Here is a 21290-nt window from a genome sequence, read left to right on the forward strand (position 1 = left end):
GAAGATGTTAGTACGTTTTACAAAAATGCATGGGCTGGGTAATGACTTTATGGTCGTTGACCTGGTGACACAGCGCATCCGCCTTTCTGAAGATAAGGTCAGGAGATTGGCAGACCGTCATATGGGTGTGGGTTTTGATCAGTTGTTATTAGTTGAGCCGCCTACCAATCCTGAGATGGACTTTCGCTATCGCATCTATAATGCTGACGGTTCAGAAGTTGAGCATTGTGGTAACGGTGCGCGTTGTTTTGCGCGTTTCGTGCGTGATAAGCGTCTCACCAATAAAGATGTGATTGCGGTTGAAACGGCTAAAGGTAAAGCGTTACTGACTATTCGTGCCGATAATCAGATTGAAGTAGATATGGGCGCACCGGCGTTGTCGCCTGCAGCGATTCCTTTTATTGCTGATGGGCAAGCTGCGGTGTATTCGCTCGACGTAAATAATCAGCGAGTGCAGATCTCTGCCGTATCAATGGGTAATCCGCACGCTGTATTGGTGGTTGACGATGTAGATCACGCGCCTGTTGAAACGCTGGGACCTGCGCTTGAATCTCACCCGAGATTTCCGGCAAAAGCCAATATTGGTTTTATGCAGATAATCTCACCGACACAAGTGAAATTACGCGTATATGAGCGTGGCGCAGGCGAAACGATGGCGTGTGGTACCGGTGCGTGTGCAGCGGTAGTGGCAGGTCGCCTCAGAGGATTGTTAGGCGACAGTGTGGATGTTCATCTTCCAGGCGGTGTGCTGCACATTAGCTGGAAAGGCGGTAAAGAAGACTCTGTGATGATGACAGGGCCCGCAGCCTCAGTGTTTGAAGGTCAGGTGTTTTTATGAGTCAGGAAGAAAATCAACAGATTAAGTCAGCGGTTATTAACGCATCGGACGTGGCTGATTATTTAGCGCAACATCCTGATTTCTTTATGCAGAATAAACCGTTACTGGAAGTGATGGCGGTACCGCATGAAAGCGGAAGAGCGATTTCGTTAATTGAGCGACAGACTTCGCTTTTGCGAGACCGAAATCAGCAACTGACAGTCCATTTATCAGATTTGATCGATACTGCTCGTCATAATGATTCTCAGTTTGAGAAAACCAAACGTATGGTTTTATCATTGCTCGACTCTGCAACACTGGATGATGTGGCGGTGGCGTTGGAAGAGAGTTTATGTCGTGATTTTTATGGAGATGAAACTGCTTTGGTGCTGTTTAGCGATAGGCCGCTGAACGTTAATAACCTGAGAATATTACCCCGTGCTACTGCCGGTGTGATCGAGCCGCTAATGACGACTAATCTACCCACCTGTGGGCAATTGCAGTTGATTGAAAATCGCTTCTTATTCGAAGAAGCGGCGGTCAAAGTGCAATCGGCCGCGGTCATTCCCTTAGTAAAAGGTGAAACGATTGGCTTGCTGGCGATTGGTAGCTACGACCCTTATTACTTTCAAAGTAGTCAGGGCACTTTGTTTTTATCTTATGTGGGTGAGGTGCTGAGCCGCGTTGCCAGCCGCATTATGCATGAGGAGCAGGTGTAAAGGATGCCTAACCGCTGCTTTGCTGAACAGCTCAGTCCTGCGGTTGATCTGTTTTTGGTGCATCTTCGGGCAGAGCGGCATTTATCACCGCACACCTCCAATAATTATCAAAGAGACCTGCTCAAGCTGGTGGGTTTTCTCGCTGACTGTCGTTTGCGACAGTGGAGCGATGTCACTGAGCGGGATATCCGTGCATTTGTTGCAGAGGTCCACCGTGACGGTTTAAGTGGCAAAAGTATTCAACGTATGCTGTCTGCCGTGCGCAGTTTTTATTTCTATCTGGCGAAAGAGGGGTTGGTCTCGCATAACCCCGCTCAAGGTGTGCGCGCACCGAAAGTTGGTAGGTCGCTTCCTGAAACACTGGATGTTGATCAACTGAGTCAATTGTTGGACTTTCCTGTAAATGATGCGCTTTCCAGTCGTGACAAAGCGATGATGGAACTGGTGTATTCTTCCGGGTTACGTGTTTCTGAATTGATCAGCCTTAATATTCACGATATTGATTGTCGCGATGCGAGTTTGGTCGTGACGGGTAAAGGACGTAAATCCAGAATGCTACCTGTTGGCCGGGTCGCGTTGAAGGCGGTGAATGCATGGCTTAAATATCGTGCTGCCTGGGCCGATTATAATGAAAATGCACTGTTTATCTCTAAGCGAGGTCAGCGTTTAAGTGTGCGTAGTGCGCAGCAGCGTTTTGATCATTGGGCAAAAATTATGCATACGCAAGGCAAAGTCTATCCGCACCGTTTACGTCACAGTTTTGCCAGTCACATGCTGGAGTCCAGTAGTGATTTGCGCGCAGTGCAGGAGTTGCTGGGCCATGAGGATATCTCAACAACACAAATCTACACGCATCTGGATTTTCAACATCTGATGGATGTCTACGAAAAATCACACCCAAGAGCACATAAAAAAGATGATTAAATGTATTACTTTTGATCTGGACGATACACTTTGGGCGGTTGATCCTGTTGTCAGAGCAGCCAATCACACCTTATATGAATGGCTATATGAGAATGCACCGCTGTTCAATAAGACCTACCAGTTACGTGATTTGAATACGCTCCGAACAGAAGTACTCCTGCAGCAACCTGATATTGGTTACAGCGTCTCACGTATTCGCATGGCAGTACTGGAATATGGCCTGGAGCAGGCTGGCTATACAAACCTTGAGGTGAAGCAACTGGCAAAAGAGGCGTTTTCTGTTTTTTATCAGGCGCGTCAGAAAGTGGAATTCTTTGAGCATGCTGTAGCGATGCTGGAAGCGCTTAAAGCTCACGGTTACCTGTTAGGGGCTATCAGTAATGGCAATGCTGATGTGGAGCAGGTGGGATTGTCGCACTTGATGGATTTTCAGTTCAGTGCCGACAGCGTGGGTGTGGAAAAACCAGATCCACTGATTTTTCAGCACATGTTAACCCATACGCAACTCAAACCTGAGCAGGTAATTCATGTGGGCGACCATCCTGTTCACGATATTGAAGGCGCTAAAGCGGCTGGATTGTGGAGCATCTGGGTGAACCTGAAGGCGTTGCAATGGTCGGGTATGGAGATGCCAGATGCGCAAGTGAGTTGTTTGAGTGATGTGCCACTGCAGGTCGAGCGGATAGCGGCTATAAAACGTGCCCGCCTGTAATCAGGTATCTTACGCGATAAAGGTTTCCAGCAGGTCGTTTAAGAACAGTTGCCCTTGAGGGGTTGCTTGCAAGCGTGTTGGTTCTAGTAGTGAACGCTGCCGTGCGGCTGCTAATGAGCCTTGGATATCGGTTAATGGCATAAGAGCGCGTTGTGCAAATACAGCTTCTTCGACACCTTCGTTGAGGCGTAAAACATTCATCATGAACTCAAACGGCCGATCTTCTCTGGCAATGGCCTGTTCGCCACCTAAGGGATTGATGCTTTGCAGGTAGGCTTTGGGTGAACGTTGTTTCCAGCGACGCAGAATCAAATCCTGCTGCACAAAAGTAACCTTCCCATGTGCGCCCGCGCCAATGCCGATGTAATCGCCAAACTGCCAGTAATTCAGGTTATGTCGGGCGCGTGCTTGCGAGCCTTTAGCATACGCAGATATTTCATATTGTTGAAAACCTGCCGCGGCGAGTAGCGCCTGCCCTGCTTGCTGAATATCCCACAGGGTCTCGTCCATTGGAATAATGGGTGGTTTTGCGTAAAACTCGGTATTCGGTTCAATGGTTAGCTGGTACCAGGACAGATGGTCGGGGCCGAGTGCGATAGCCGTTTCCAGATCATATAGCGCCTGTTCCTCGTTTTGCCCCGGTAATCCATGCATCAGATCGATATTCAGATGAGGATATCCCAGCTCACGGGCAGCGCTAATGGCTTTTCTGGCGTCATCGCCTGAATGAATTCTGCCCAGAGCCTGCAGATGTGACTGGTTAAAACTTTGCACACCTATCGACAAGCGATTAACGCCTGCTTTTAAATAGCCGGCAAAACGCTCCTGCTCAAATGTACCCGGGTTGGCTTCCATCGTAATCTCAATATCACGAGAGAACGGGATAATGCGGTTGGCGCCGTCAAGTATCTGAGCAATGGCGTCGGCTGTGAACAGGCTCGGAGTACCGCCGCCAATAAAAATCGTTTCTATTTCACGCCCTTGCGCCGCGGGCTGTTCATACTGCAGGTCGCTTAATAAAGCTTTCACATAGGCGGCTTCAGGTATCTCCCCCTTAACGGCGTGTGAGTTGAAGTCGCAGTAGGGACATTTGCGCACGCACCAGGGAATATGGATATACAACGACAGCGGTGGCAAAGTGCTCATTAGGGGCTCATCAGTTTGAAAAGGGTGAGTTAGTTTATACAGGGTTCTTCAGGTAACCGCTGATCTGTTGCAGAAACATCTGAACAGCCTGGCCGCGATGGCTGATCTGGTGTTTGATATCAGGCGTGAGTTCAGCCGCTGTTTTTTCCATAGCGTCAACCAGAAACAGAGGGTCATAGCCAAAGCCATTTTCGCCGCGAGGCATATGTCCGATACGGCCTTCGAGTGTGCCCTGGCAAATAAGCGGCATCGGGTCTTTAGCGTGACGCATAAATACCAGCACACAACGGTAGCGTGCGGTTCTTTCTGCATCAGGTGTCTCTTTGAGGGCATCAAGTAACTTACGGTTGTTGTCCTGGTCACCTTTTCCAGGGCCGGCAAAGCGTGCCGAGTAAATTCCCGGCGCGCCTTGCAGGGCATCGACTTCGAGCCCGGAATCGTCTGCCAACGCGGGCAAACCGGTTATTTCACAGGCGTGTCGTGCTTTGATAATCGCATTTTCAACAAAGGTCAGGCCGGTTTCATCTGCATCGCTTACGTTGAAGTGCGACTGTGGCAGAACATCAACGCTGAATTGCTGCAGTATTTCGTTGAACTCTTTCAATTTGCCTTTGTTACCGCTGGCTAGCACGATGCGCTGGGTCATGGGTTATTCCGTGTAAAATTTCTGGTCGAAACGAATGATAGTGGCAGGTTGATTCGGGTCTGGTTGCACATTGATGACAAGATGCATCACTTCTTCATTTCCAAATCTAAAACTACCAATATAATAAAGCGCTTTATCTTCTTTTATCGGCGTAAAGGTGACTTTTTGTGTTTGTTGCATCAGATTAGCCACTTCGCCTGACAACATAGCTGAGACGGCCTGCTGTGTACCGTCATCCTGCTTTTCGAAAACAGCCACATTCAGCATGGCGGTATAGCGGCTGCGCTGTAACTGATGTTTTTGTGCCACTTCTGGTGCCACAAGGCTGCTGTTAAAAGCATTGTAATGAATAACATAGCGCTCCGTTTCAATGGATTGCTCAGCGACTGCTACTTGTGTGGTCAGCAGTAATAAAAACAGTGTACGTAATAATTTCATAGTGCTCTCCTTAATGACGCTCTTCTGAATGGAGCTATCCGTATAACCAGATGACCGGCTATGTGCTTCATTTAGCGTGTGATTCGGTAGATCGCAATTTCACCCAGCATATTGGGCCATAACTTGGTCCACCACCTATGTTGATGCTCATTATCGACAACAGTTCGATTCAGAATGTGAATATTTTTCTGCACACACAGTTGTTCAAAATCCTTGAATGTACAAAAGTGGATGTTAGGCGTGTCGTACCAGCTATAGGATAGAAACTTCGATACAGGCATTTGTCCCCTGAAACCAAGATAGCTACGGGCACGCCAGTGACCAAAGTTCGGGAAGGTAACGATACATTCTTTACCGATGCGTAACATCTCATCAACGATATGATCGGGGCGATGCATCACCTGCAGCGCCTGTGTCATGACAACCGAATCAAAGCTATTGTCTTTGATCGACGCGAGCCCCTCATCGATATCTTTTTCAATCACATTAACGTGATTCAGAACGCAGGCTGTGATGTTGTCATGGTTGTTTTCCAAACCGTAGCCATGCACTTGTTTATGATCCATTAAGTGGCGTAGAAACTTTCCGTCGCCACAGCCAAGATCCAAAACACGGGTAGAGGGCTTGATCCATTCACGAATGATTTCCTGATCAGCGCGCATGCGTATTCTCCTTTGCTAAGGCCGGTATATCCGCAGCGATACGGCCCATATACGCGTTGAAAATTTCCATATAGCGAGGTATGGGAATTAAAAAAGCATCATGTCCCTGTGGAGAGTCAATTTCGGTATAACTGACATCCTTACCCGCATCCATCAAGGCATCCAGAATTTCACGCGAGCGTTCGGGTGAGAAGCGCCAATCTGTAGTGAATGCGATTAGCATGAACTTGGCTGTTACATGCTTTAATGCCTGAGACAGGTCGTGATTGAACTCCGAAGCGGGATCAAAATAGTCGAGCGCCTTGGTCATTAACAGGTAAGTGTTCGCGTCAAACGATGTGGAGAAGCGTTCGCCCTGGTATTGCAGGTATGATTCAACCTCAAACTGCGGATTGAAATCGAACATAAGTTTGCCGGCGCTCATCTCGCGGCCAAATTTTTCACGCATACCGTCATCTGATAAGTAGGTGATATGACCGACCATCCGGGCTAGCATCAAACCGGTTTTTGGCACCTCATCATGATCATAGTAACGGCCATTGTAGAATTGCGGGTCTTTTGAAATCGCCTGGCGTGCCACCTCGTTAAAAGCGATATTCTGTGCAGACAGTTTGGGCGCGGCAGCGATAACCATGCAGTGCCTCAGACGGTCGGGGTAGGTGATAGCCCATTGTAAGGCTTGCATGCCGCCCAGGCTGCCGCCAATAACGGCTGCCCACTGCCAAATGCCGAAATGGTCGGCAAGACGGGCTTGGCTGACTACCCAGTCTTTAACGGTCATTAAGGGGAAGTCTGGCCCATAAGGTTTGCCTGTCTGGGGATCAATCTGATTAGGGCCGCTGGAACCATGGCAGCCGCCGAGGTTGTTCACCCCTACGACAAAAAACTTATTAGTATCAATGGCTTTTCCAGGGCCGATGGCAGAGTCCCACCAGCCGGGTTTCGTATCGCCTTGGTGATAACCGGCAACATGATGATGTCCTGAAAGGGCATGGCATATCAGGATGGCATTAGTTTTGTCTGCGTTTAACTCGCCATAGGTCTCAATCATCAGGGTGTATTGATTGAGTGTCCTGCCGCACGCGAGTTCAAGCGGGTCATTAAATTCTATTGCCTGGGATTCAACCAGGCCGACAGAATCATCCGGGAATTTTTTCAACATATAAAAGTACCTCGACTAAGAAAGAGAACGACTATCAGTCGGGTATCACATCTCGTAAAGAAGGAGAGCTTCGCCTCTGGGCAAGAGTGTCTTTTGTCGGCTTAATTCACGTGCGTTCAATGTTGAGGAGCTCCGGTAATTTATCTGGATCTTCGATCCGAACTACTTTCTTTCGGCCTGTTTCACCGCTGGCAATGCTGACGGCTGATCTGCTCACACCAAATGCCTTAGCCAGAAATTTAATCAAATGCGCATTGGCTTTGCCGTCTACCGGCGGAGCAGTAATGCGAATTTTAACACTATCAGCTTGCAGGCCAACTATTTCATCACGGGAGGATTTAGGTTGAATCTGGCAAGACAAGGTTAATGTATTGTCCTGCCATCGGTAAAAAGTCAAAATTCTCTCTAAATGACCAGTCGTGCAAGCTGTGATTGAATAATTTGTATCACCAGAAAAATTAAAATAGGCGACAGATCTAATCCGCCAATAGGTGGGATTACTTTTTGAGCCAGTTTAAATAAAGGCTCAGTTATCTGCCCTATAAGAATTGGTGCCGGATGGTGGCTGCCGGGTGCGACCCAACTGATAATAACCGAACCAATCACTGCCCAGAAATAGATATTAAGAATGCTGTCAAGTATTCCTACTACGGCATAAATCAACAGTTTGAGCACGTCAATCTGAATATTGCCGCCGGCTAACATGATCAGCACAGCAAAAATACCCAGCTTAACCACTAGCGCCACAAAGATGGGTGACAGATCCAACCGGCCTGCTTTAGGGAGGATTTTCTGGAATGGCAATAACACCGGCTGAGTCAGTCGCACAATCGATTGAGAGATTGGGTTGTAGTAATCAGCCCGCGCCATTTGTAGCAGGAAACGCATAAGCAGGATGAAAATATAGAGTTCGCCAAGCGTTTTTATGATGAGCGTAATTGGATCTTGTCCCATATGCGGATCTGTCCCTAATCAAATAGTTTCGAGCAGTATAGTGTTTTTCAGAAAATGAATGAACCATCATTTTTGCCCGGCTCAGTCATCTCCCAGTTCTTTGGCCATGCTAACAGATCTCGCTGCACAGGCTTGCATGGCCTCTTCAACCAATCTGTCCAGATGGTTGGCCTGGAATGACAGGATGGCTTGTTCTGTTGTGCCTTTGGGGGAGGTTACACGGCGTCTTAGTTCTGCCGGATCCACATCGCTTTGCAAGGCCATTTCAGCCGCCCCGCGAGCTGTTTGCAAGGTTAGTTGTGTTGCTACTTCCTTGCTGAGTCCCTGTTTTTCGGCTGCTGCTATCATCGCTTCCATGAAAAGGAAGTAATACGCAGGGGCGGAACCTGAAACGGCTGTTACCGCATGTAATTGCTCTTCCTGTTCGACCCATAAGGTCAGCCCCGTTGCGGATAAAACACTGACAGCCTGGGAGCGTTGCGCTTCGCTTACACTTGCATTGGCGAACAGGCCGTTAGCGCCCATTTTAACCAGAGCAGGGGTGTTGGGCATACAGCGTACGATGGCTTGGTCGCCACCGAGCCACTTATTAATGCTTTGTGAGGTGATGCCGGCAGCCACAGAAATGAAAAGTGGCTTATTCCGGGCCGCTGCAGCAGCCAGTGGTTGCAAGACTGCTTTTAGCATCTGAGGTTTTACCGCCAGCACAACGATATCGGCAGATGACATTGCTTCTGCATTATCGGTAGTAACAAACAACCCCTGTGATTTTAAATCCGCCAGTCGATCTATCGTAGGTGAACTGGCGCGAATTTTTGCAGCAGGAAAACCGTTGCTGATTAAACCGCCAATGATGGCTCGGGCCATATTTCCGGCACCGATAAAGGCAAGTGTAGGATGTTGATTCAAAATGGGTACCTGCTGGTCATTAATTCAGGGTGATAGATTTGTCTGTCAGAGCTGCTGTTAAGGGCTGCTGTTAAGGTCAGTGTTGCATGGCTATGTTTTAAGGTCACGACGCGGGCCAAACAGAGCTGTACCAATGCGCACCATAGTAGCACCTTCCTGAATAGCAATCTGCATATCAGCCGACATACCCATAGAGAGTGTATCCATCTCCGGGTGTTGTTTCTGTAACCTGTTGAACAAGGTGTGCATCTGCTTTAGCGCTGCTCGCTGTTTGATAACATCGTCAGTGGCTTCGGGTATCGCCATCAGTCCACGTATCCTTATATGTGGCAGTGTTGCTATCTGCTTCAGCAGGTCTTCAGCCTCGTTGGGTAAACATCCGGATTTGCTGGCTTCACGGCTGATATTTACCTGTAGGCAGATGTTCAGCGGGGGCAGTGTCCGGGGTCTTTGCTCCGATAGCCGTTGTGCGATTTTAAGGCGCTCAACGCTGTGTACCCAATCAAAATTTTCAGCAATGGCGCGGGTTTTATTGGATTGAATCGGGCCAATAAAATGCCAGTCGATCTGCAGGTCTGCCAGTGCGGCTATCTTCTCCAGCGATTCCTGCACATAATTTTCACCGAAGTGCCTTTGCCCTTCCTGATAGAGGATGCGTAACTCGTCAGCAGCGCGGGTTTTACTAACGGCCAGTAAGGTAATCTCTTCTGGCTGACGGTTTGCGAGTTGAGCAGCTTGATTTATCTGCTGGCCAACATTTTTCAAGTTCTCTGCTATGCTGATCATATGATATTGACAGTTCTTTATGATAGTTCTTCAAATGTGAGGCGAGTGTCTATTTTGAAGTAACTGGTTAATTTTAGTAAGCCCTGAGTAAGGACATTATGGATATTACAGAACTTCTTTCTTTTACCGTTCAGCAGGGCGCTTCCGACCTGCATATTACCGCAGGTATGCCGCCCGTGATTCGTGTCGATGGTGATGTCCGGCGTATCAAGCTGCCAGCGCTAGAGCAGAAGCAGGTACAAACACTCATATATGACATTATGAACGATAAAATACGCAAAGATTTCGAAGATAGATTTGAAGCGGATTTTTCGTTCGAAGTGCCCGGCCTGGCGCGTTTTCGTGTCAATGCTTTTAACCAGAATCGTGGTGCAGCCGCCGTTTTTCGTACTATTCCGAGCAAAGTGCTGACGATGGACGATCTGGGTATGGGCAAAGTCTTCCAGGATTTGTCGCTGCAGGCGAGAGGTCTGGTATTAGTCACAGGGCCGACAGGTTCGGGTAAGAGTACCACGCTGGCGGCTATGGTCGATTATGTGAATGAAGTGCGTTCAGATCATATTTTAACCATTGAAGATCCGATAGAGTTTGTTCACGAAAGTAAAAAGTGTCTGGTTAACCAGCGTGAAGTTCATCGCGATACGCAGAGTTTTGCGAATGCACTACGGTCAGCATTGCGTGAAGATCCGGATGTAATTCTTGTCGGTGAGATGCGAGATCTGGAAACCATTCGTTTGGCGTTGACAGCGGCAGAAACAGGTCATCTGGTATTTGGTACCTTGCATACGACCTCTGCGGCTAAGACGATTGACCGTATTATTGATGTATTTCCTGCGGCTGAAAAAGATATGGTTCGTTCGATGCTGTCTGAATCTTTGCAGGGTGTCATATCGCAGACATTACTGAAAAAAGTGAATGGCGGGCGTGTCGCTGCACATGAAATTATGATGGGAACAGCGGCCATTCGAAACCTGATCCGTGAAGATAAAGTGGCGCAGATGTATTCGGCGATTCAGACGGGTGCCTCGCACGGTATGAAAACATTAGATCAATCCCTGACAGAACTTGTTCAGAAAGGTCTGATATCAAGAGAAACAGCGCGTGGAAAAGCTAAAAACCCGCAAGGTTTCTAATGCCGCGGTTTAGGGTTTAAGGTTTGTTTACTGGCTATGGTTCCGTTTAAAGGAGATTTACAGCGTGGAGTTTACTCAGCTTCTTAAGGTGATGATTGAGCGTGGGGCGTCAGACCTATTTGTATCGGCAGGTGCCAGACCTAGTATTAAGGTGGATGGAACGCTGAAACCTTTGACGAAAGAACCGCTTAAGCCATCTCAGGCGCGTTCGTTAGTTTATTCGACGATGACGGATAAACAGATATCTGAATATGAAAGCACGCATGAATGTAATTTTGCCATCAGTGCGCCAGGACTGGGGCGCTTCCGTGTCAGTGCTTACTTTCAGCGTAACTCCCCGGGGATGGTGTTGCGGCGTATTAATGCCACGATTCCGGGATTCGAGGAGCTTAACCTTCCGCCTGTGATGAAAGATCTTTCCATGTCTAAGCGCGGCTTGATTCTCTTTGTCGGGGGAACGTCAACCGGTAAGTCAACCTCGTTGGCATCCATGATCGATTATCGTAACCGACATAGCCGTGGGCACATTATCACCATCGAAGACCCGATCGAGTATATTCATGAGCACAAAGAAAGTATCGTTACCCAGCGTGAAGTCGGAATAGATACCGACTCATTTGAAGTGGCGCTAAGAAATACGCTGAGGCAAGCCCCAGACGTTATTCTTATGGGGGAGATTCGTACACAGGAACTGATGAAATACGGCCTGGCTTTTGCTGAAACGGGTCACCTGTGTATGGCAACATTGCATGCCAATAATGCCAACCAGGCATTGGATAGAGTGGTTAGCTTTTTTCCGCCAGAGCATCATGACCAGCTCTGGATGGAGCTTTCCCTGAACCTCAAGGCGATTGTTGCCCAGCAACTGTTACCTACCAAGGACGGCAAAGGGCGTCGTGCCGCGATTGAGGTAATGATTTGTACACCATTGATTCAGGACTTGATCCGAAAAGGAGATATTCATGAGATCAAGGAGGTGATGAAAAAGTCGACTAACCTTGGCATGCAGACATTTGATCAGGCGCTATTTGAGCTCTATAAAGAGGGTGCTATTAATTATGATACAGCGCTGGCGCATGCAGATTCTGCCAACGATCTTCGTTTGATGATAAAACTCAGTTCAGATACAAATCCGGATCTGAGTGCTCATGAAAGTAAGGACTCATTATTCCTCCAGGAAGAAGAGGATTTTATGAATCTGTCGGGAGAAATGGAAATCGGAAAAATGTGAAGGTCAATAGAAATAAAAAAACCGTACTTTTCTCTGTATAACAGATGAAAGTACGGTTTTTTTGTCGTGAGTATGTCTTGAATGTGTCTTGCTTATGCCTGGAAGACAGTTTTTCCGTTAATCAGCGTGTGGATCACCTTGCCTTGTAGCGGTACTCCCATAAAAGGTGAGTTTTTTCCGGCGGAAACACAGTTCTCGTCGCTGAGCTGCCATTGGGTTTCAGGATCAAAAATACAGATGTCGGCATCGCTGCCGATGCCTAAAGATCCCTTATTTATTTGCAGGATACTGGCTGGGGCCGAGGTGAGTTTTTCGATCAGTTGAGGGAGAGAGAGTAGCTGTTGTTTTACCAGCATCAGCCCTAAAGGCAGGAGTGTTTCTAGCCCGGAGATACCTGGCTCTGTTGCAGCAAAGGGGGCTTGTTTGGCCGCCGGATCGTGGGGTTGATGATCGGAACAGATGGCCTGAATACCATCGGTTACCAGCCCATGTAGCAGGCCGGCACGGTCGAGTTGGCTTCTTAGTGGCGGGATCACGTGGAACAGGCTATTAAAGCCGTTTACATTCACATCGGTCAGCAGCAGGTGGTGTATAGAGACATCTGCAGTGACTCTAAGGCCGAGTTTACGAGCGTCGGTCACCATTCTTACCGAGCGTTCAGCAGATAGTTGACCAAAGTGAGCACGTACACCCGTTTGCTCGACCAGTAGCAGGCAGCGCGCTACTTCAACTGTTTCGGCTGTCTCGGGAATGCCGGCCAGCCCAAGGCGTGTACAGGTCGTATCGTCATGCATACATCCTTTGGCCGCCAGTTCATGATCCTGCGGCTGAAAGATAACCAGAAAGTCATGAGTCGCTGCATATTCAAGGCAACGTAATAGTACCAGAGCGCTTGGGATGCCCTGTCGTGCGTTACTGAAGGCTACGCATCCTGAGCTGCTGAGGGCATGCATCGGCGATAGCTGCTCGCCCTGTAAGCCTTGTGTCAGGGCTCCCATCGGGAGTACATGGGCCAGGCCTGTTGCTTCGGCCCGATCGATAATCAGTTCCGCTACGGCCGGATTATCAACCACTGGCTTTGTGGTAGGCGGAGTTACCAGGGTCGTAATGCCGCCTGCCACGGCCGCTGCTGTTTCACTGGCGATGGTGGCTTTTTGGGTGTAGCCAGGCTCTCGGACATGCGCGCATAAGTCGATAAGCCCCGGGATCACGACTTTTCCTGATGCATCAATGGACTGGCTAATGCTTTGGCCTTCGGGTGCTTGGCCGATGGCGGCTACCTTGCCATTCTTAATGTACAGGTCACAGGTCTGATCCAGTTGATTTTTTGGGTCAACAACACGTCCATTTTGTATTACAAGCATGCTTTACTGCGCCTCCGACTTCAGGTTTTTCTCAGTCATTTGTCCAGACATTGACATCGACATGACGGCCATTCTGACAGCAATGCCGTTAGTCACTTGATCAAGAATCAATGATTTTGGGCCATCAGCAACGGCGGATTCAATTTCCACTCCCCGGTTAATAGGCCCGGGATGCATGACGACTGCATCAGGTTTGGCATGTTGCAGTTTTTCGTTCGTCAGGCCAAAGAGCTTGTAGAATTCGGATTCGCTCGGTAATAAGGCGCTCTGCATGCGTTCTTTTTGCAAACGCAGCATGATGACGACATCGGCATCTTTAAGGCCCGCCTGCATGTTGGTAAAGACTTTAACGCCAAGCGCTTCAATGTTTTTTGGTAGCAGGGTGGTGGGAGCGATAACACGTATTTCAGCGGCGCCTAAGGTGCGTAGGGCATGAATTTGTGAGCGAGCCACCCGTGAGTGAAGAATGTCGCCTACTATCGCGACAATCAACGGAGAGAAGTCTCCCTTATGACGCTTGATGGTGAGCATATCTAACATGGCTTGTGTCGGGTGTGCATGGCGGCCATCACCGGCGTTAATAACAGCGACATTGGGCGTGACATGCTCAGCGATAAAGTGCGCGGCGCCGCTGTCTGAATGACGCACAACAAACATATCAGAGTGCATCGCTTCCAGTGTTTGTAAGGTGTCTTTTAACGTTTCGCCTTTTGACGTCGACGATGTGCTGATATTCAGATTAAGCACATCGGCGGATAAGCGCTTGGCTGCCAGCTCAAAGGTGCTGAGTGTACGTGTGCTTGATTCGAAAAACAGATTCACAACGGTTTTGCCGCGTAGCAGCGGGACTTTTTTAACTTGTTGAGCGCTCATGTCAGCGAATGAGTCTGCTGTTTCAATAATTTCTGTCAGTAGTGCTTTTGACAACCCTTCGGTGGTAATAAAGTGTTTAAGCTGGCCTTCGCTGTTTAGCTGAATGCTGTTAGGGTCTTGAATTTCAAACATGTTGTGCTCCAGCTTGGGTTAGTCTTTTTGACTGATTTCTAATTCCAGCGGATCAGGGCCGCTTAGTTTGACTTGCTGATTAGGGCTTAATGACATAGTGCTGCCATATACGTCAGCCTGAATGGGCAACTCCCGGCGTTGAAGGTCTAATAGCGTCACGAGTGTTACAGAGGAGGGACGCCCGTAATCGAACAGTTCGTTGAGTGCGGCGCGAATAGTACGGCCGCTCATAATAACGTCATCGACAAGCACGATATCACGCCCTTCAGTGGCGCAAGGGATCTGAGATGCCTGAACTTTGGGGTGAAGGCCAATTTGAGAAAAGTCATCGCGGTAAAAAGAGATATCCAGCATGCCGATAGGACTTTCCAGTGCCAGAGCCGTATGTAAGCGTTCGGCAATCCAGATGCCGCCTGTACGGATGCCTATAATAAGAGGGTCATCTATCTGGCGGTGAATTAAAAGTGTTTTAAGCTCTGAAACCATTTTGTCGAGCAGAGACTCAACACTCAGTGTTCCCGTTACCATAAATATCCTCCAGTCGTGTGTGGCTTGGAATGCGTTGCGTGCTACTAAACCAGCTTTCCAGAATAATTTGTGCTGCGATACCATCGACCGATTCTTTGCGGAAATTAGTACCGCCACCCTGTGCGAAATGAATCTCTTTCGCTTCTGCTGTCGATAAACGTTCGTCCATCAGGTAGCAAGGTCGTTGGTAGCGATCCTGAATACGGTTTGCAAAACGCCGGGCTCGCCGCGACATCTCGCTGATCGTACCATCCATATTCAGAGGAATACCCACGACAAGTGTGTCGGGTTGCCATTCCTTGATTGTCTTATCCAGCATGCCCCAGTCCGGAGTGCCGTCTTTCGCTGGCAGGGGGGGGAGTGCTAATGTGGTGAAGGTGATTGATTGGCCTGTGGCTAACCCGATACGACGGGTGCCAAAATCGAATGCGAGCACTTGCTGGCTGGATGCTGTCATAGTTGTTTGGATTCAGGCGTGTCCGGTATGGGTTGTTAGTAAATTAAGATTAACCCCCAAGGTGGCAGCAGCTGCCTGTAGTCTCTCTTCGGCGGGTTTGTGAAACATTATATCTGAATTTGCCGGGCAGCTTAACCAGACATTGTCAGTTATTTCCTGTTCGAGTTGCCCGGGTCCCCAGCCGGTATAACCGAGAGTGATAAGGGCTTCCGTTGATTCGCTCAGGGCGAGGGCTTCAAGAATATCAAATGAGGTCGTCAGAAACAGTTCATCGGTGATCGCATGTGTCGAAAGCCAGGGGTTACCTAAATACGATTTGTGCAGTACAAAGCCTCTGTCATTTTGTACCGGCCCTCCGGAATATACCGGGATAGACCGGGCGATATGGCTGGTCGGCAGATCGAGATGGTTGAGCATCTTATCGAGGTGGAAATTAAGTGGCCGGTTTAACATCAAACCCATAGCGCCGTACTCACTATGGTCACAGATATAAATAATAGTTTGCGCAAACGTATCGTCCTCAAGATGAGGCATGGAGATTAAAAAGTGATCGCGCAGACAGGTCTGAGTATTAAGCATGAGATAACCACATATAAAAGAAAAACGGACTACTAAGGTTTAGTACAGATGTGTGTTTTTCTCAAACTTCCAGCTACGAATGATCTCCAAAACATCGGTGCTTTTTCTCATTTCAACGCTGAAGGGTTGAAAAGGTGAGGCGAGCTTTACAATCCTGATAGCGGCATCATCGAGTGTTTTGCTTCCGGATGATTGTGTTATTTCGACGCTTTTCAAGCCACCATCAGGGTAGATAGCAACTAACACGCGTAATGTGCCATAAATTTTCTGTCGCCGCGCTTCTTCCGGGTAATTCATGTTGCCAACCATCTCTATGCGTCGTCTCCAATTGTCGAGATAGATGGCATCTTCGTGCATCGTCGTAGAAACTGAGGTTAATCTACGGGTTTTTGGACGCTGGGCAAACTGCTCTTGTTGCATTTTAATCTGAGCCTGGAGGTTGGCTATCTCCAGACTTTTTGCCAGTAAAGATGTGGAGTGGCCGGCTTTTGGCTGAGAGGGTGCCGATTCAGTTTTACGTGGCTTGGTAGAAACCTTTTTCTTTTTTTCGGCTGTCGTCGTAACGACTGCTCTTTTTGCGATATCTGTTTGGCTGGCCTCACCTTTATCGGCAACCGGTTTCTTTTGAGCCTTGTTTGCAATCGGTGTAGGTTCTGGCTTGTTGGCCGGTTGTACGGGGGGCGCTGATTGGTTGCTGATCTTGTCATCCTGAAACGCAGAGCGCTCTGTTGTTGATGGCAGGCGTTTTTCTTCAACCGTACCACTGGCTAGCTGGTTTGCTTGCGCCAGGAAGTCAGTTTTTTCAGGGGGCTTTTCAACAGCGTATTGCGCCAGAGTAATTTCGAGTGTTTGTAGCGGTGGTGCGGAAGGTGTGCTGACGAATGAGCTACCCAGAATAAACACAGCATGCAGAGCAACTGCCATAAACAGCGTAAAGCCCAACCGATCGGTTGCGCTGACAGTCGGGGTTGCTGATGAATTCAGGGTAGCTCCGGACACTAGGTAATATTCCGCTTCTCTTCAATGGCGTTCATTAATTGCATGCCGATATCCAGCCCAAATTGATTATCCAGTTCACGGATACAGGTGGGGCTGGTGACGTTGATTTCGGTCAGGTAGTCACCAATAACATCTAAGCCGACAAATAATAGCCCCTTTTCTTTGAGTGTGGCACTTACTTGTTCGCAGATCCAGCGGTCACGGTCTGTTAATTCTCGACCCTCTCCACGTCCGCCTGCCGCCAGGTTGCCTCGCGTTTCTCCCGCCATAGGTACGCGTGCCAGAGCGTATGGAACGGCTTCTCCATCGATCATCAGGATGCGTTTATCGCCATTAACAATTTCTGGAAGATACTTTTGCGCCATGATGGTTTGCTGGCCGTGTTCTGTCAGCGTTTCGATAATGACACCCAGATTGACACCATCCTCTTTGATTCTGAAGATGGACGCTCCACCCATACCATCGAGTGGCTTGAAAATAACGTCTTTATGCTCCGCATGGAATGCACGTAGTAATGCTTCATCTTGAGTCACGATGAGCGGAGGGCAGCATTGTGGGAAATGAGTCGCGAAAAGCTTTTCGTTAAAATCACGTAAGCTTTGTGTGCGGTTAACAATCATCGTTCCTTCTGTTTCCGCCATCGCCAGAAGCTGTGTGCTATAGAGGAACTCATTATCAAATGGAGGATCTTTGCGCATTAAAATGACATCCAGAGATGAAAGGTCTTCAATCTGGTATTCACCGCGTGTGAAAAATGCTTCAGGGTCCATGGCCACGCTGAGGGGGGCCATTTTTGCGCGGGCTTTGCCGTCACTCAGAAACAGATGCTTCTGTTCCATGTACCAAATCTCCCAGCCTTTCTGCTGAGCGGCCCAAAGCATGGCGAGAGAGCTATCTTTTTTGTAGTTAATCCCATCAATAGGGTCCATCACAATACCGATTTTCAATGACATTCTCTACTATCCTCTGGTGAGCTTAATCGATGAGTTTACTCTAAATTTACGCTTGTCGGGGCTAGCTCAGGTCGCCCCATAAATATTGTAGAACGGCCTGGGCGGCAACCGGTGCTGTTTCGGTGCGCATGACCCTGGGCCCGAATGCAACGGGTTGAAAGCCGGCCTCTAGTGCTGCGCTTACTTCTGTTTCGCTGAGCCCTCCTTCCGGGCCAATCAGCAAAGCGATTGAACCCGGTCGGGGATAGTCTCCCAGTGGCTGTTCTGTATGATGATGCAGTACCAGTTTCAGGTCTGCTTCTACATCGTTAAGCCATTCCTGCAAGGATTGGATGGGTTCTATACGCGGAAGTTCATTTCTCAGTGATTGTTCACACGCGCTGATCGCAATTTGCTGCCAATGTTGCGTGCGTTTATCGCGTCGTTCATTATTTAAACGGACTTCACAGCGTTCGGTAAACAGCGGCGTCATGCATGACATCCCCAGCTCAGTCGCTTTCTGGATGGCGTAGTCCATTCTCTCGCCGCGTGAGATGGCTTGTCCAATATGTATGCTTAATGGGCTGGATCTGGAGAGTGGTATGTGAGTGATGACATCAACATCAACGTGCCTTTTATCGACTCTGGCAAGTGTGCATAAGAACTCGCTTCCTTGTCCGTTAAAGAGAGTGATTTGATCGCCGGCCTTCATGCGTAATACGCGGGACACATGTTGTGTTGCTGCTTCGCTTAATGTGTGTGTTTCGCCGATGGATAAATCAGAAGGTTCATAAAATCGAGGTATACGCATGCCACTCATACTCAGATCGACAATAAAAGCGCATATTATGCCATTCTTTTAATGGGATTCAGTCTACTTCAATAATAAGATTTTGATTTTCCAGTAGCTGTATCAGTTTTTCTTTCTTCAACGGCTTGCTGAGTAAAAAACCCTGCGCAATATCACAATTCATGGCACGTAAGATATTCAGCTGCTCTGGCGTTTCGACACCTTCTGCAACCACCTTAACGTCAAGCCCTTGTGCCATGAGAATAATAGCTTCTATGATCTTTTTATCGCTTTGATTACTTTCCAGGTCTTGAATAAATGAACGATCAATTTTGATTTTATTGATCTGCAGATTTCGTATCCTGCTTAAAGAGGAGTAACCCGTACCAAAATCATCAATGGAGATACTTATGCCCATTTCCTGAATCGTGTGGATTTTTTCCTGTAATGTTTCTATGGAAGCTATCAAAACGCCTTCGGTCAGTTCCAGCTCCAGCGCCGATAAGGGGAAGTCATACTCAGCCGTGGCTTCCTGAATCAACTGTTTTAAATCGCTACGCATGAAGGTCAGTCCGGAGAGGTTGACGGCTAGCTGCGGAACCTCAATGCCTGCTTCTTTCCATTCATTAATCTGTTTTGCGGCGGCTTTTAAGACCCAATTATCCAGTCGGGTAACGAGTCCGCTTTGTTCGGCAAACACCACGAAGGTGGCCGGCGATATAAAGCCGCGTTCCGGATGCTCCCAGCGTAAAAGTACTTCAGCCGAGATGATTTTATTGGTATGTAAGTCATGTAGTGGCTGAAAGACAAGGTAAAACTGGTCTTCTTCTAAGGCTTGCTGAATATCTTTCCACAGTACAAGGCGTTCATCCAGAGCAAAGGTTTTCAGCTGGCTGAAGAACATATAATCCAGCTCGAGGCGCCTTGCCTCGCTGAGGGCTTCCTCTGCATGGCCAAACAGCTGCAGTTCCTGAGTGCCGTCATCAGGAGCGATACTGACGCCCACACGGGATTGAAATGATAACTGCTGGCCATCAATTTGAGCAGGTTGCATGATGGCGGTTTGAATGGCGTTGATAAGAATATTTATCTCACGAGTATCTGAGAGTTCGGGGCGTATTAGCATGAGAGTATCATCGCTATAGCGTGCCAGCAGATCGTTCACTCCGAGTGTTTTTTTTATACGGTTAGAGATATCGATAAGTATCAGATTGCAGTAATCGGAACCCCAGCGTGACAGTATGTCACGTAGTAACGGAAGTTTGATCGCTAATACGGCACTTTGCTCACCTTTTGGCAGGCTTACCAGTAGTAGGCTTAGCTCATTTTCAATGCCTTTTCGAGAGAGTAGCTGAGTGACAGGATCGTAGGTAGCTAGATGCTTTTCCTGCAGGCTTATTTGTTTAAGATCTTGGTTTTCAATGGTTTGCTGGCGAAAATGTACCAGTGCTTTTGCAATGCTGCCAATCTCATCTTGCCGCTCGGCATCCGTGATCTCTTCGGTCAGATGCCCTGATGTCAGTTGTTCAATTTGAGTAACCAGTCGTGCTGTGGGTGCTGTGATGCTGCTGGCAATACGGCTGGCTATCAGGTAAGTGAGTAAGCCAAAAAAAGTAGCCAGTAAGGTAAAAGTGATACTGTGAGTGACGTATAGCTGTTGTATCTCTTCAAGGTGAATGCCTGAGCCAATGATCAGATCTGTGCCTGGGATGAGCTTTGCGTAGCTGAGCTTTTCAGAGGGTTCCGTCTCACCTGCTTTGGGCCAATAATAATGCCAGTATACTTCGCCCTGTTTGCGAATGCCCTGTAACATCGGTTGCAGCATGTCGTTGTTATTCTGACCTTTCAGATGGCGGGTATCCTGGCCGTCGATCTGGGATAAGGTCGGATTCGCTATTGTCTCCCCTGCAAGATTGTAAGCAAACAGGTAATTATTCTCGCCATAACGCAGTGTCTGTACCAGCTGTCTGATCTGAGTGCGCTTTTCTTTATCGGACAAGGTGTGGTTGTCCAAGGATAGAATCGGCTTTAATTGACTCGCGGCGCTATCGACAACGCTTTTAATGATGGTTTTTCGCGACTCGATCAGATCATTGTGTGCCAATTTTAAAGAGATCAGATAGATCGCTGTAATGCTTAGCATCATCAGAGAAACCAGAATAAACAGTTTCCAGCGGATGCTGATATTTTTTAAGTGCATTGACTCTCCGGACACCTATGTTTGCTTATTATTTTTCTACAGGTAAGAAGTGAGGTGTTTCGTTAATTAAAAGAGTCTTGGTCAGAAATGTATAAAACGCCAGTTTTAAAGGCTTGTTCTATAATTAAAACATAAGAAAAGCATAAAAAAGTGATAAAAAAAGGCACAAAAAGTGCCTTTTAGAAAAAATGCGGAGT

General features: G+C 48.0%; 24 protein-coding genes. 6 read left to right on the top strand and 18 right to left on the bottom strand.

Annotation, left to right across the window (positions count from 1 at the left end):
* The first annotated feature begins 4 nt into the window (after nt 1–4).
* The 4 genes from dapF to BM099_RS01710 are packed head-to-tail and all read left to right on the top strand — an operon-like array spanning nt 5 to nt 3172.
* The gene (gene dapF / locus BM099_RS01695) at nt 5–838 is read left to right on the top strand and encodes a diaminopimelate epimerase (protein ID WP_090723534.1); all 834 of its coding nucleotides are present in this window, start codon (nt 5–7) and stop codon (nt 836–838) included.
* On the top strand, nt 835–1536 hold the full coding sequence (locus BM099_RS01700) for a DUF484 family protein (protein WP_090723538.1): 702 nt from the start codon (nt 835–837) through the stop codon (nt 1534–1536). Before dapF ends, BM099_RS01700 begins: the two co-directional genes overlap by 4 nt.
* A 3-nt stretch (nt 1537–1539) precedes the next feature.
* On the top strand, nt 1540–2460 hold the full coding sequence (xerC, locus tag BM099_RS01705) for a tyrosine recombinase XerC (protein ID WP_090723540.1): 921 nt from the start codon (nt 1540–1542) through the stop codon (nt 2458–2460).
* Nucleotides 2453–3172, top strand: coding sequence for an HAD family hydrolase (locus tag BM099_RS01710; RefSeq protein ID WP_090723543.1), 720 nt, complete (start codon nt 2453–2455; stop codon nt 3170–3172). The genes xerC and BM099_RS01710 overlap by 8 nt, the downstream gene beginning before the upstream one ends.
* A 9-nt stretch (nt 3173–3181) precedes the next feature.
* Here the strand turns inward: BM099_RS01710 and hemW are convergent, their stop codons facing one another.
* The 9 genes from hemW to BM099_RS01755 all read right to left on the bottom strand — a co-directional run bounded on the left by hemW (nt 3182) and on the right by BM099_RS01755 (nt 9875).
* Nucleotides 3182–4318 carry a radical SAM family heme chaperone HemW gene (gene hemW, locus BM099_RS01715; protein ID WP_090723545.1) on the bottom strand — a complete coding sequence of 379 codons (1137 nt, stop codon included), beginning with the start codon at nt 4316–4318 and terminating at the stop codon, nt 3182–3184.
* 34 nt (nt 4319–4352) lie between these two features.
* Nucleotides 4353–4964, bottom strand: coding sequence for an RdgB/HAM1 family non-canonical purine NTP pyrophosphatase (gene rdgB / locus BM099_RS01720; protein WP_090723547.1), 612 nt, complete (start codon nt 4962–4964; stop codon nt 4353–4355).
* 3 nt (nt 4965–4967) lie between these two features.
* The gene (locus tag BM099_RS01725) at nt 4968–5402 is read right to left on the bottom strand and encodes a DUF4426 domain-containing protein (RefSeq protein ID WP_090723550.1); all 435 of its coding nucleotides are present in this window, start codon (nt 5400–5402) and stop codon (nt 4968–4970) included.
* A 71-nt stretch (nt 5403–5473) separates the two neighbouring features.
* Entirely contained in the window at nt 5474–6064 is a 591-nt protein-coding gene (gene metW, locus BM099_RS01730; RefSeq protein WP_090723552.1) for a methionine biosynthesis protein MetW, read from the bottom strand.
* A complete protein-coding gene (gene metX, locus BM099_RS01735; protein WP_090723553.1) occupies nt 6054–7226 on the bottom strand; it encodes a homoserine O-succinyltransferase MetX in 1173 nt (390 codons plus the stop codon). Before metX ends, metW begins: the two co-directional genes overlap by 11 nt.
* Nucleotides 7227–7332: 106 nt before the next feature.
* Nucleotides 7333–7623: a DUF167 family protein gene (locus BM099_RS01740; protein WP_090723555.1), complete on the bottom strand. Its 291-nt coding sequence runs from the start codon at nt 7621–7623 to the stop codon at nt 7333–7335.
* Nucleotides 7624–7631: 8 nt separating this feature from the next.
* Entirely contained in the window at nt 7632–8180 is a 549-nt protein-coding gene (locus BM099_RS01745; protein WP_090723557.1) for a YggT family protein, read from the bottom strand.
* A gap of 81 nt (nt 8181–8261) precedes the next feature.
* Nucleotides 8262–9089, bottom strand: a complete 828-nt coding sequence (gene proC / locus BM099_RS01750; protein WP_090723559.1) for a pyrroline-5-carboxylate reductase — start codon at nt 9087–9089, stop codon at nt 8262–8264.
* A 90-nt stretch (nt 9090–9179) separates the two neighbouring features.
* Nucleotides 9180–9875 carry a YggS family pyridoxal phosphate-dependent enzyme gene (locus tag BM099_RS01755; protein WP_090723562.1) on the bottom strand — a complete coding sequence of 232 codons (696 nt, stop codon included), beginning with the start codon at nt 9873–9875 and terminating at the stop codon, nt 9180–9182.
* Between the two features lie 98 nt (nt 9876–9973).
* Here BM099_RS01755 and BM099_RS01760 point away from each other — a divergent pair, with 98 nt between their 5' ends.
* Together BM099_RS01760 and BM099_RS01765 are read left to right on the top strand one after the other, a co-directional pair.
* Nucleotides 9974–11008 carry a type IV pilus twitching motility protein PilT gene (locus tag BM099_RS01760; protein ID WP_090723564.1) on the top strand — a complete coding sequence of 345 codons (1035 nt, stop codon included), beginning with the start codon at nt 9974–9976 and terminating at the stop codon, nt 11006–11008.
* 64 nt (nt 11009–11072) lie between these two features.
* Complete coding sequence (locus BM099_RS01765) at nt 11073–12239, top strand: PilT/PilU family type 4a pilus ATPase (protein WP_090723566.1); 1167 nt, start codon at nt 11073–11075, stop codon at nt 12237–12239.
* Between the two features lie 92 nt (nt 12240–12331).
* On the opposite strand, the gene BM099_RS01770 is transcribed toward BM099_RS01765, so the two are convergent.
* From BM099_RS01770 to BM099_RS01810, 9 genes are all read right to left on the bottom strand, one after another.
* On the bottom strand, nt 12332–13603 hold the full coding sequence (locus BM099_RS01770; RefSeq protein ID WP_090723569.1) for a dihydroorotase: 1272 nt from the start codon (nt 13601–13603) through the stop codon (nt 12332–12334).
* Nucleotides 13604–13606: 3 nt separating this feature from the next.
* Nucleotides 13607–14608: an aspartate carbamoyltransferase catalytic subunit gene (locus tag BM099_RS01775; RefSeq protein WP_090723572.1), complete on the bottom strand. Its 1002-nt coding sequence runs from the start codon at nt 14606–14608 to the stop codon at nt 13607–13609.
* Nucleotides 14609–14626: 18 nt separating this feature from the next.
* Entirely contained in the window at nt 14627–15136 is a 510-nt protein-coding gene (gene pyrR / locus BM099_RS01780) for a bifunctional pyr operon transcriptional regulator/uracil phosphoribosyltransferase PyrR (RefSeq protein WP_090723574.1), read from the bottom strand.
* The gene (gene ruvX, locus BM099_RS01785) at nt 15111–15593 is read right to left on the bottom strand and encodes a Holliday junction resolvase RuvX (protein WP_090723577.1); all 483 of its coding nucleotides are present in this window, start codon (nt 15591–15593) and stop codon (nt 15111–15113) included. Before ruvX ends, pyrR begins: the two co-directional genes overlap by 26 nt.
* Nucleotides 15594–15605: 12 nt before the next feature.
* Complete coding sequence (locus BM099_RS01790) at nt 15606–16172, bottom strand: YqgE/AlgH family protein (RefSeq protein WP_090723580.1); 567 nt, start codon at nt 16170–16172, stop codon at nt 15606–15608.
* A gap of 39 nt (nt 16173–16211) precedes the next feature.
* Nucleotides 16212–17171: an energy transducer TonB gene (locus BM099_RS01795; protein WP_244889906.1), complete on the bottom strand. Its 960-nt coding sequence runs from the start codon at nt 17169–17171 to the stop codon at nt 16212–16214.
* Nucleotides 17171–18124, bottom strand: a complete 954-nt coding sequence (gene gshB / locus BM099_RS01800; RefSeq protein WP_090723582.1) for a glutathione synthase — start codon at nt 18122–18124, stop codon at nt 17171–17173. Before gshB ends, BM099_RS01795 begins: the two co-directional genes overlap by 1 nt.
* A gap of 61 nt (nt 18125–18185) precedes the next feature.
* Nucleotides 18186–18914, bottom strand: a complete 729-nt coding sequence (locus BM099_RS01805; RefSeq protein WP_090723585.1) for a 16S rRNA (uracil(1498)-N(3))-methyltransferase — start codon at nt 18912–18914, stop codon at nt 18186–18188.
* Nucleotides 18915–18972: 58 nt separating this feature from the next.
* The gene (locus BM099_RS01810; RefSeq protein WP_090723587.1) at nt 18973–21093 is read right to left on the bottom strand and encodes an EAL domain-containing protein; all 2121 of its coding nucleotides are present in this window, start codon (nt 21091–21093) and stop codon (nt 18973–18975) included.
* Nucleotides 21094–21290: the final 197 nt, after the last annotated feature.

The sequence above is a fragment of the Neptunomonas qingdaonensis genome, assembly GCF_900113275.1.
Taxonomy (GTDB): domain Bacteria; phylum Pseudomonadota; class Gammaproteobacteria; order Pseudomonadales; family Balneatricaceae; genus Neptunomonas; species Neptunomonas qingdaonensis.

Bases quoted from the DNA above. Each gene is read 5' to 3' on its own strand.
- dapF (WP_090723534.1), top strand. From the start codon at position 5: ATGTTAGTACGTTTTACAAAAATGCATGGGCTGGGTAATGACTTTATG.
- BM099_RS01700 (WP_090723538.1), top strand. From the start codon at position 835: ATGAGTCAGGAAGAAAATCAACAGATTAAGTCAGCGGTTATTAACGCA.
- xerC (WP_090723540.1), top strand. From the start codon at position 1,540: ATGCCTAACCGCTGCTTTGCTGAACAGCTCAGTCCTGCGGTTGATCTG.
- BM099_RS01710 (WP_090723543.1), top strand. From the start codon at position 2,453: ATGATTAAATGTATTACTTTTGATCTGGACGATACACTTTGGGCGGTT.
- hemW (WP_090723545.1), bottom strand. From the start codon at position 4,318: ATGAGCACTTTGCCACCGCTGTCGTTGTATATCCATATTCCCTGGTGC.
- rdgB (WP_090723547.1), bottom strand. From the start codon at position 4,964: ATGACCCAGCGCATCGTGCTAGCCAGCGGTAACAAAGGCAAATTGAAA.
- BM099_RS01725 (WP_090723550.1), bottom strand. From the start codon at position 5,402: ATGAAATTATTACGTACACTGTTTTTATTACTGCTGACCACACAAGTA.
- metW (WP_090723552.1), bottom strand. From the start codon at position 6,064: ATGCGCGCTGATCAGGAAATCATTCGTGAATGGATCAAGCCCTCTACC.
- metX (WP_090723553.1), bottom strand. From the start codon at position 7,226: ATGTTGAAAAAATTCCCGGATGATTCTGTCGGCCTGGTTGAATCCCAG.
- BM099_RS01745 (WP_090723557.1), bottom strand. From the start codon at position 8,180: ATGGGACAAGATCCAATTACGCTCATCATAAAAACGCTTGGCGAACTC.
- BM099_RS01755 (WP_090723562.1), bottom strand. From the start codon at position 9,875: ATGATCAGCATAGCAGAGAACTTGAAAAATGTTGGCCAGCAGATAAAT.
- BM099_RS01760 (WP_090723564.1), top strand. From the start codon at position 9,974: ATGGATATTACAGAACTTCTTTCTTTTACCGTTCAGCAGGGCGCTTCC.
- BM099_RS01770 (WP_090723569.1), bottom strand. From the start codon at position 13,603: ATGCTTGTAATACAAAATGGACGTGTTGTTGACCCAAAAAATCAACTG.
- BM099_RS01775 (WP_090723572.1), bottom strand. From the start codon at position 14,608: ATGTTTGAAATTCAAGACCCTAACAGCATTCAGCTAAACAGCGAAGGC.
- pyrR (WP_090723574.1), bottom strand. From the start codon at position 15,136: ATGGTAACGGGAACACTGAGTGTTGAGTCTCTGCTCGACAAAATGGTT.
- ruvX (WP_090723577.1), bottom strand. From the start codon at position 15,593: ATGACAGCATCCAGCCAGCAAGTGCTCGCATTCGATTTTGGCACCCGT.
- BM099_RS01790 (WP_090723580.1), bottom strand. From the start codon at position 16,172: ATGCTTAATACTCAGACCTGTCTGCGCGATCACTTTTTAATCTCCATG.
- gshB (WP_090723582.1), bottom strand. From the start codon at position 18,124: ATGTCATTGAAAATCGGTATTGTGATGGACCCTATTGATGGGATTAAC.
- BM099_RS01805 (WP_090723585.1), bottom strand. From the start codon at position 18,914: ATGCGTATACCTCGATTTTATGAACCTTCTGATTTATCCATCGGCGAA.
- BM099_RS01810 (WP_090723587.1), bottom strand. From the start codon at position 21,093: ATGCACTTAAAAAATATCAGCATCCGCTGGAAACTGTTTATTCTGGTT.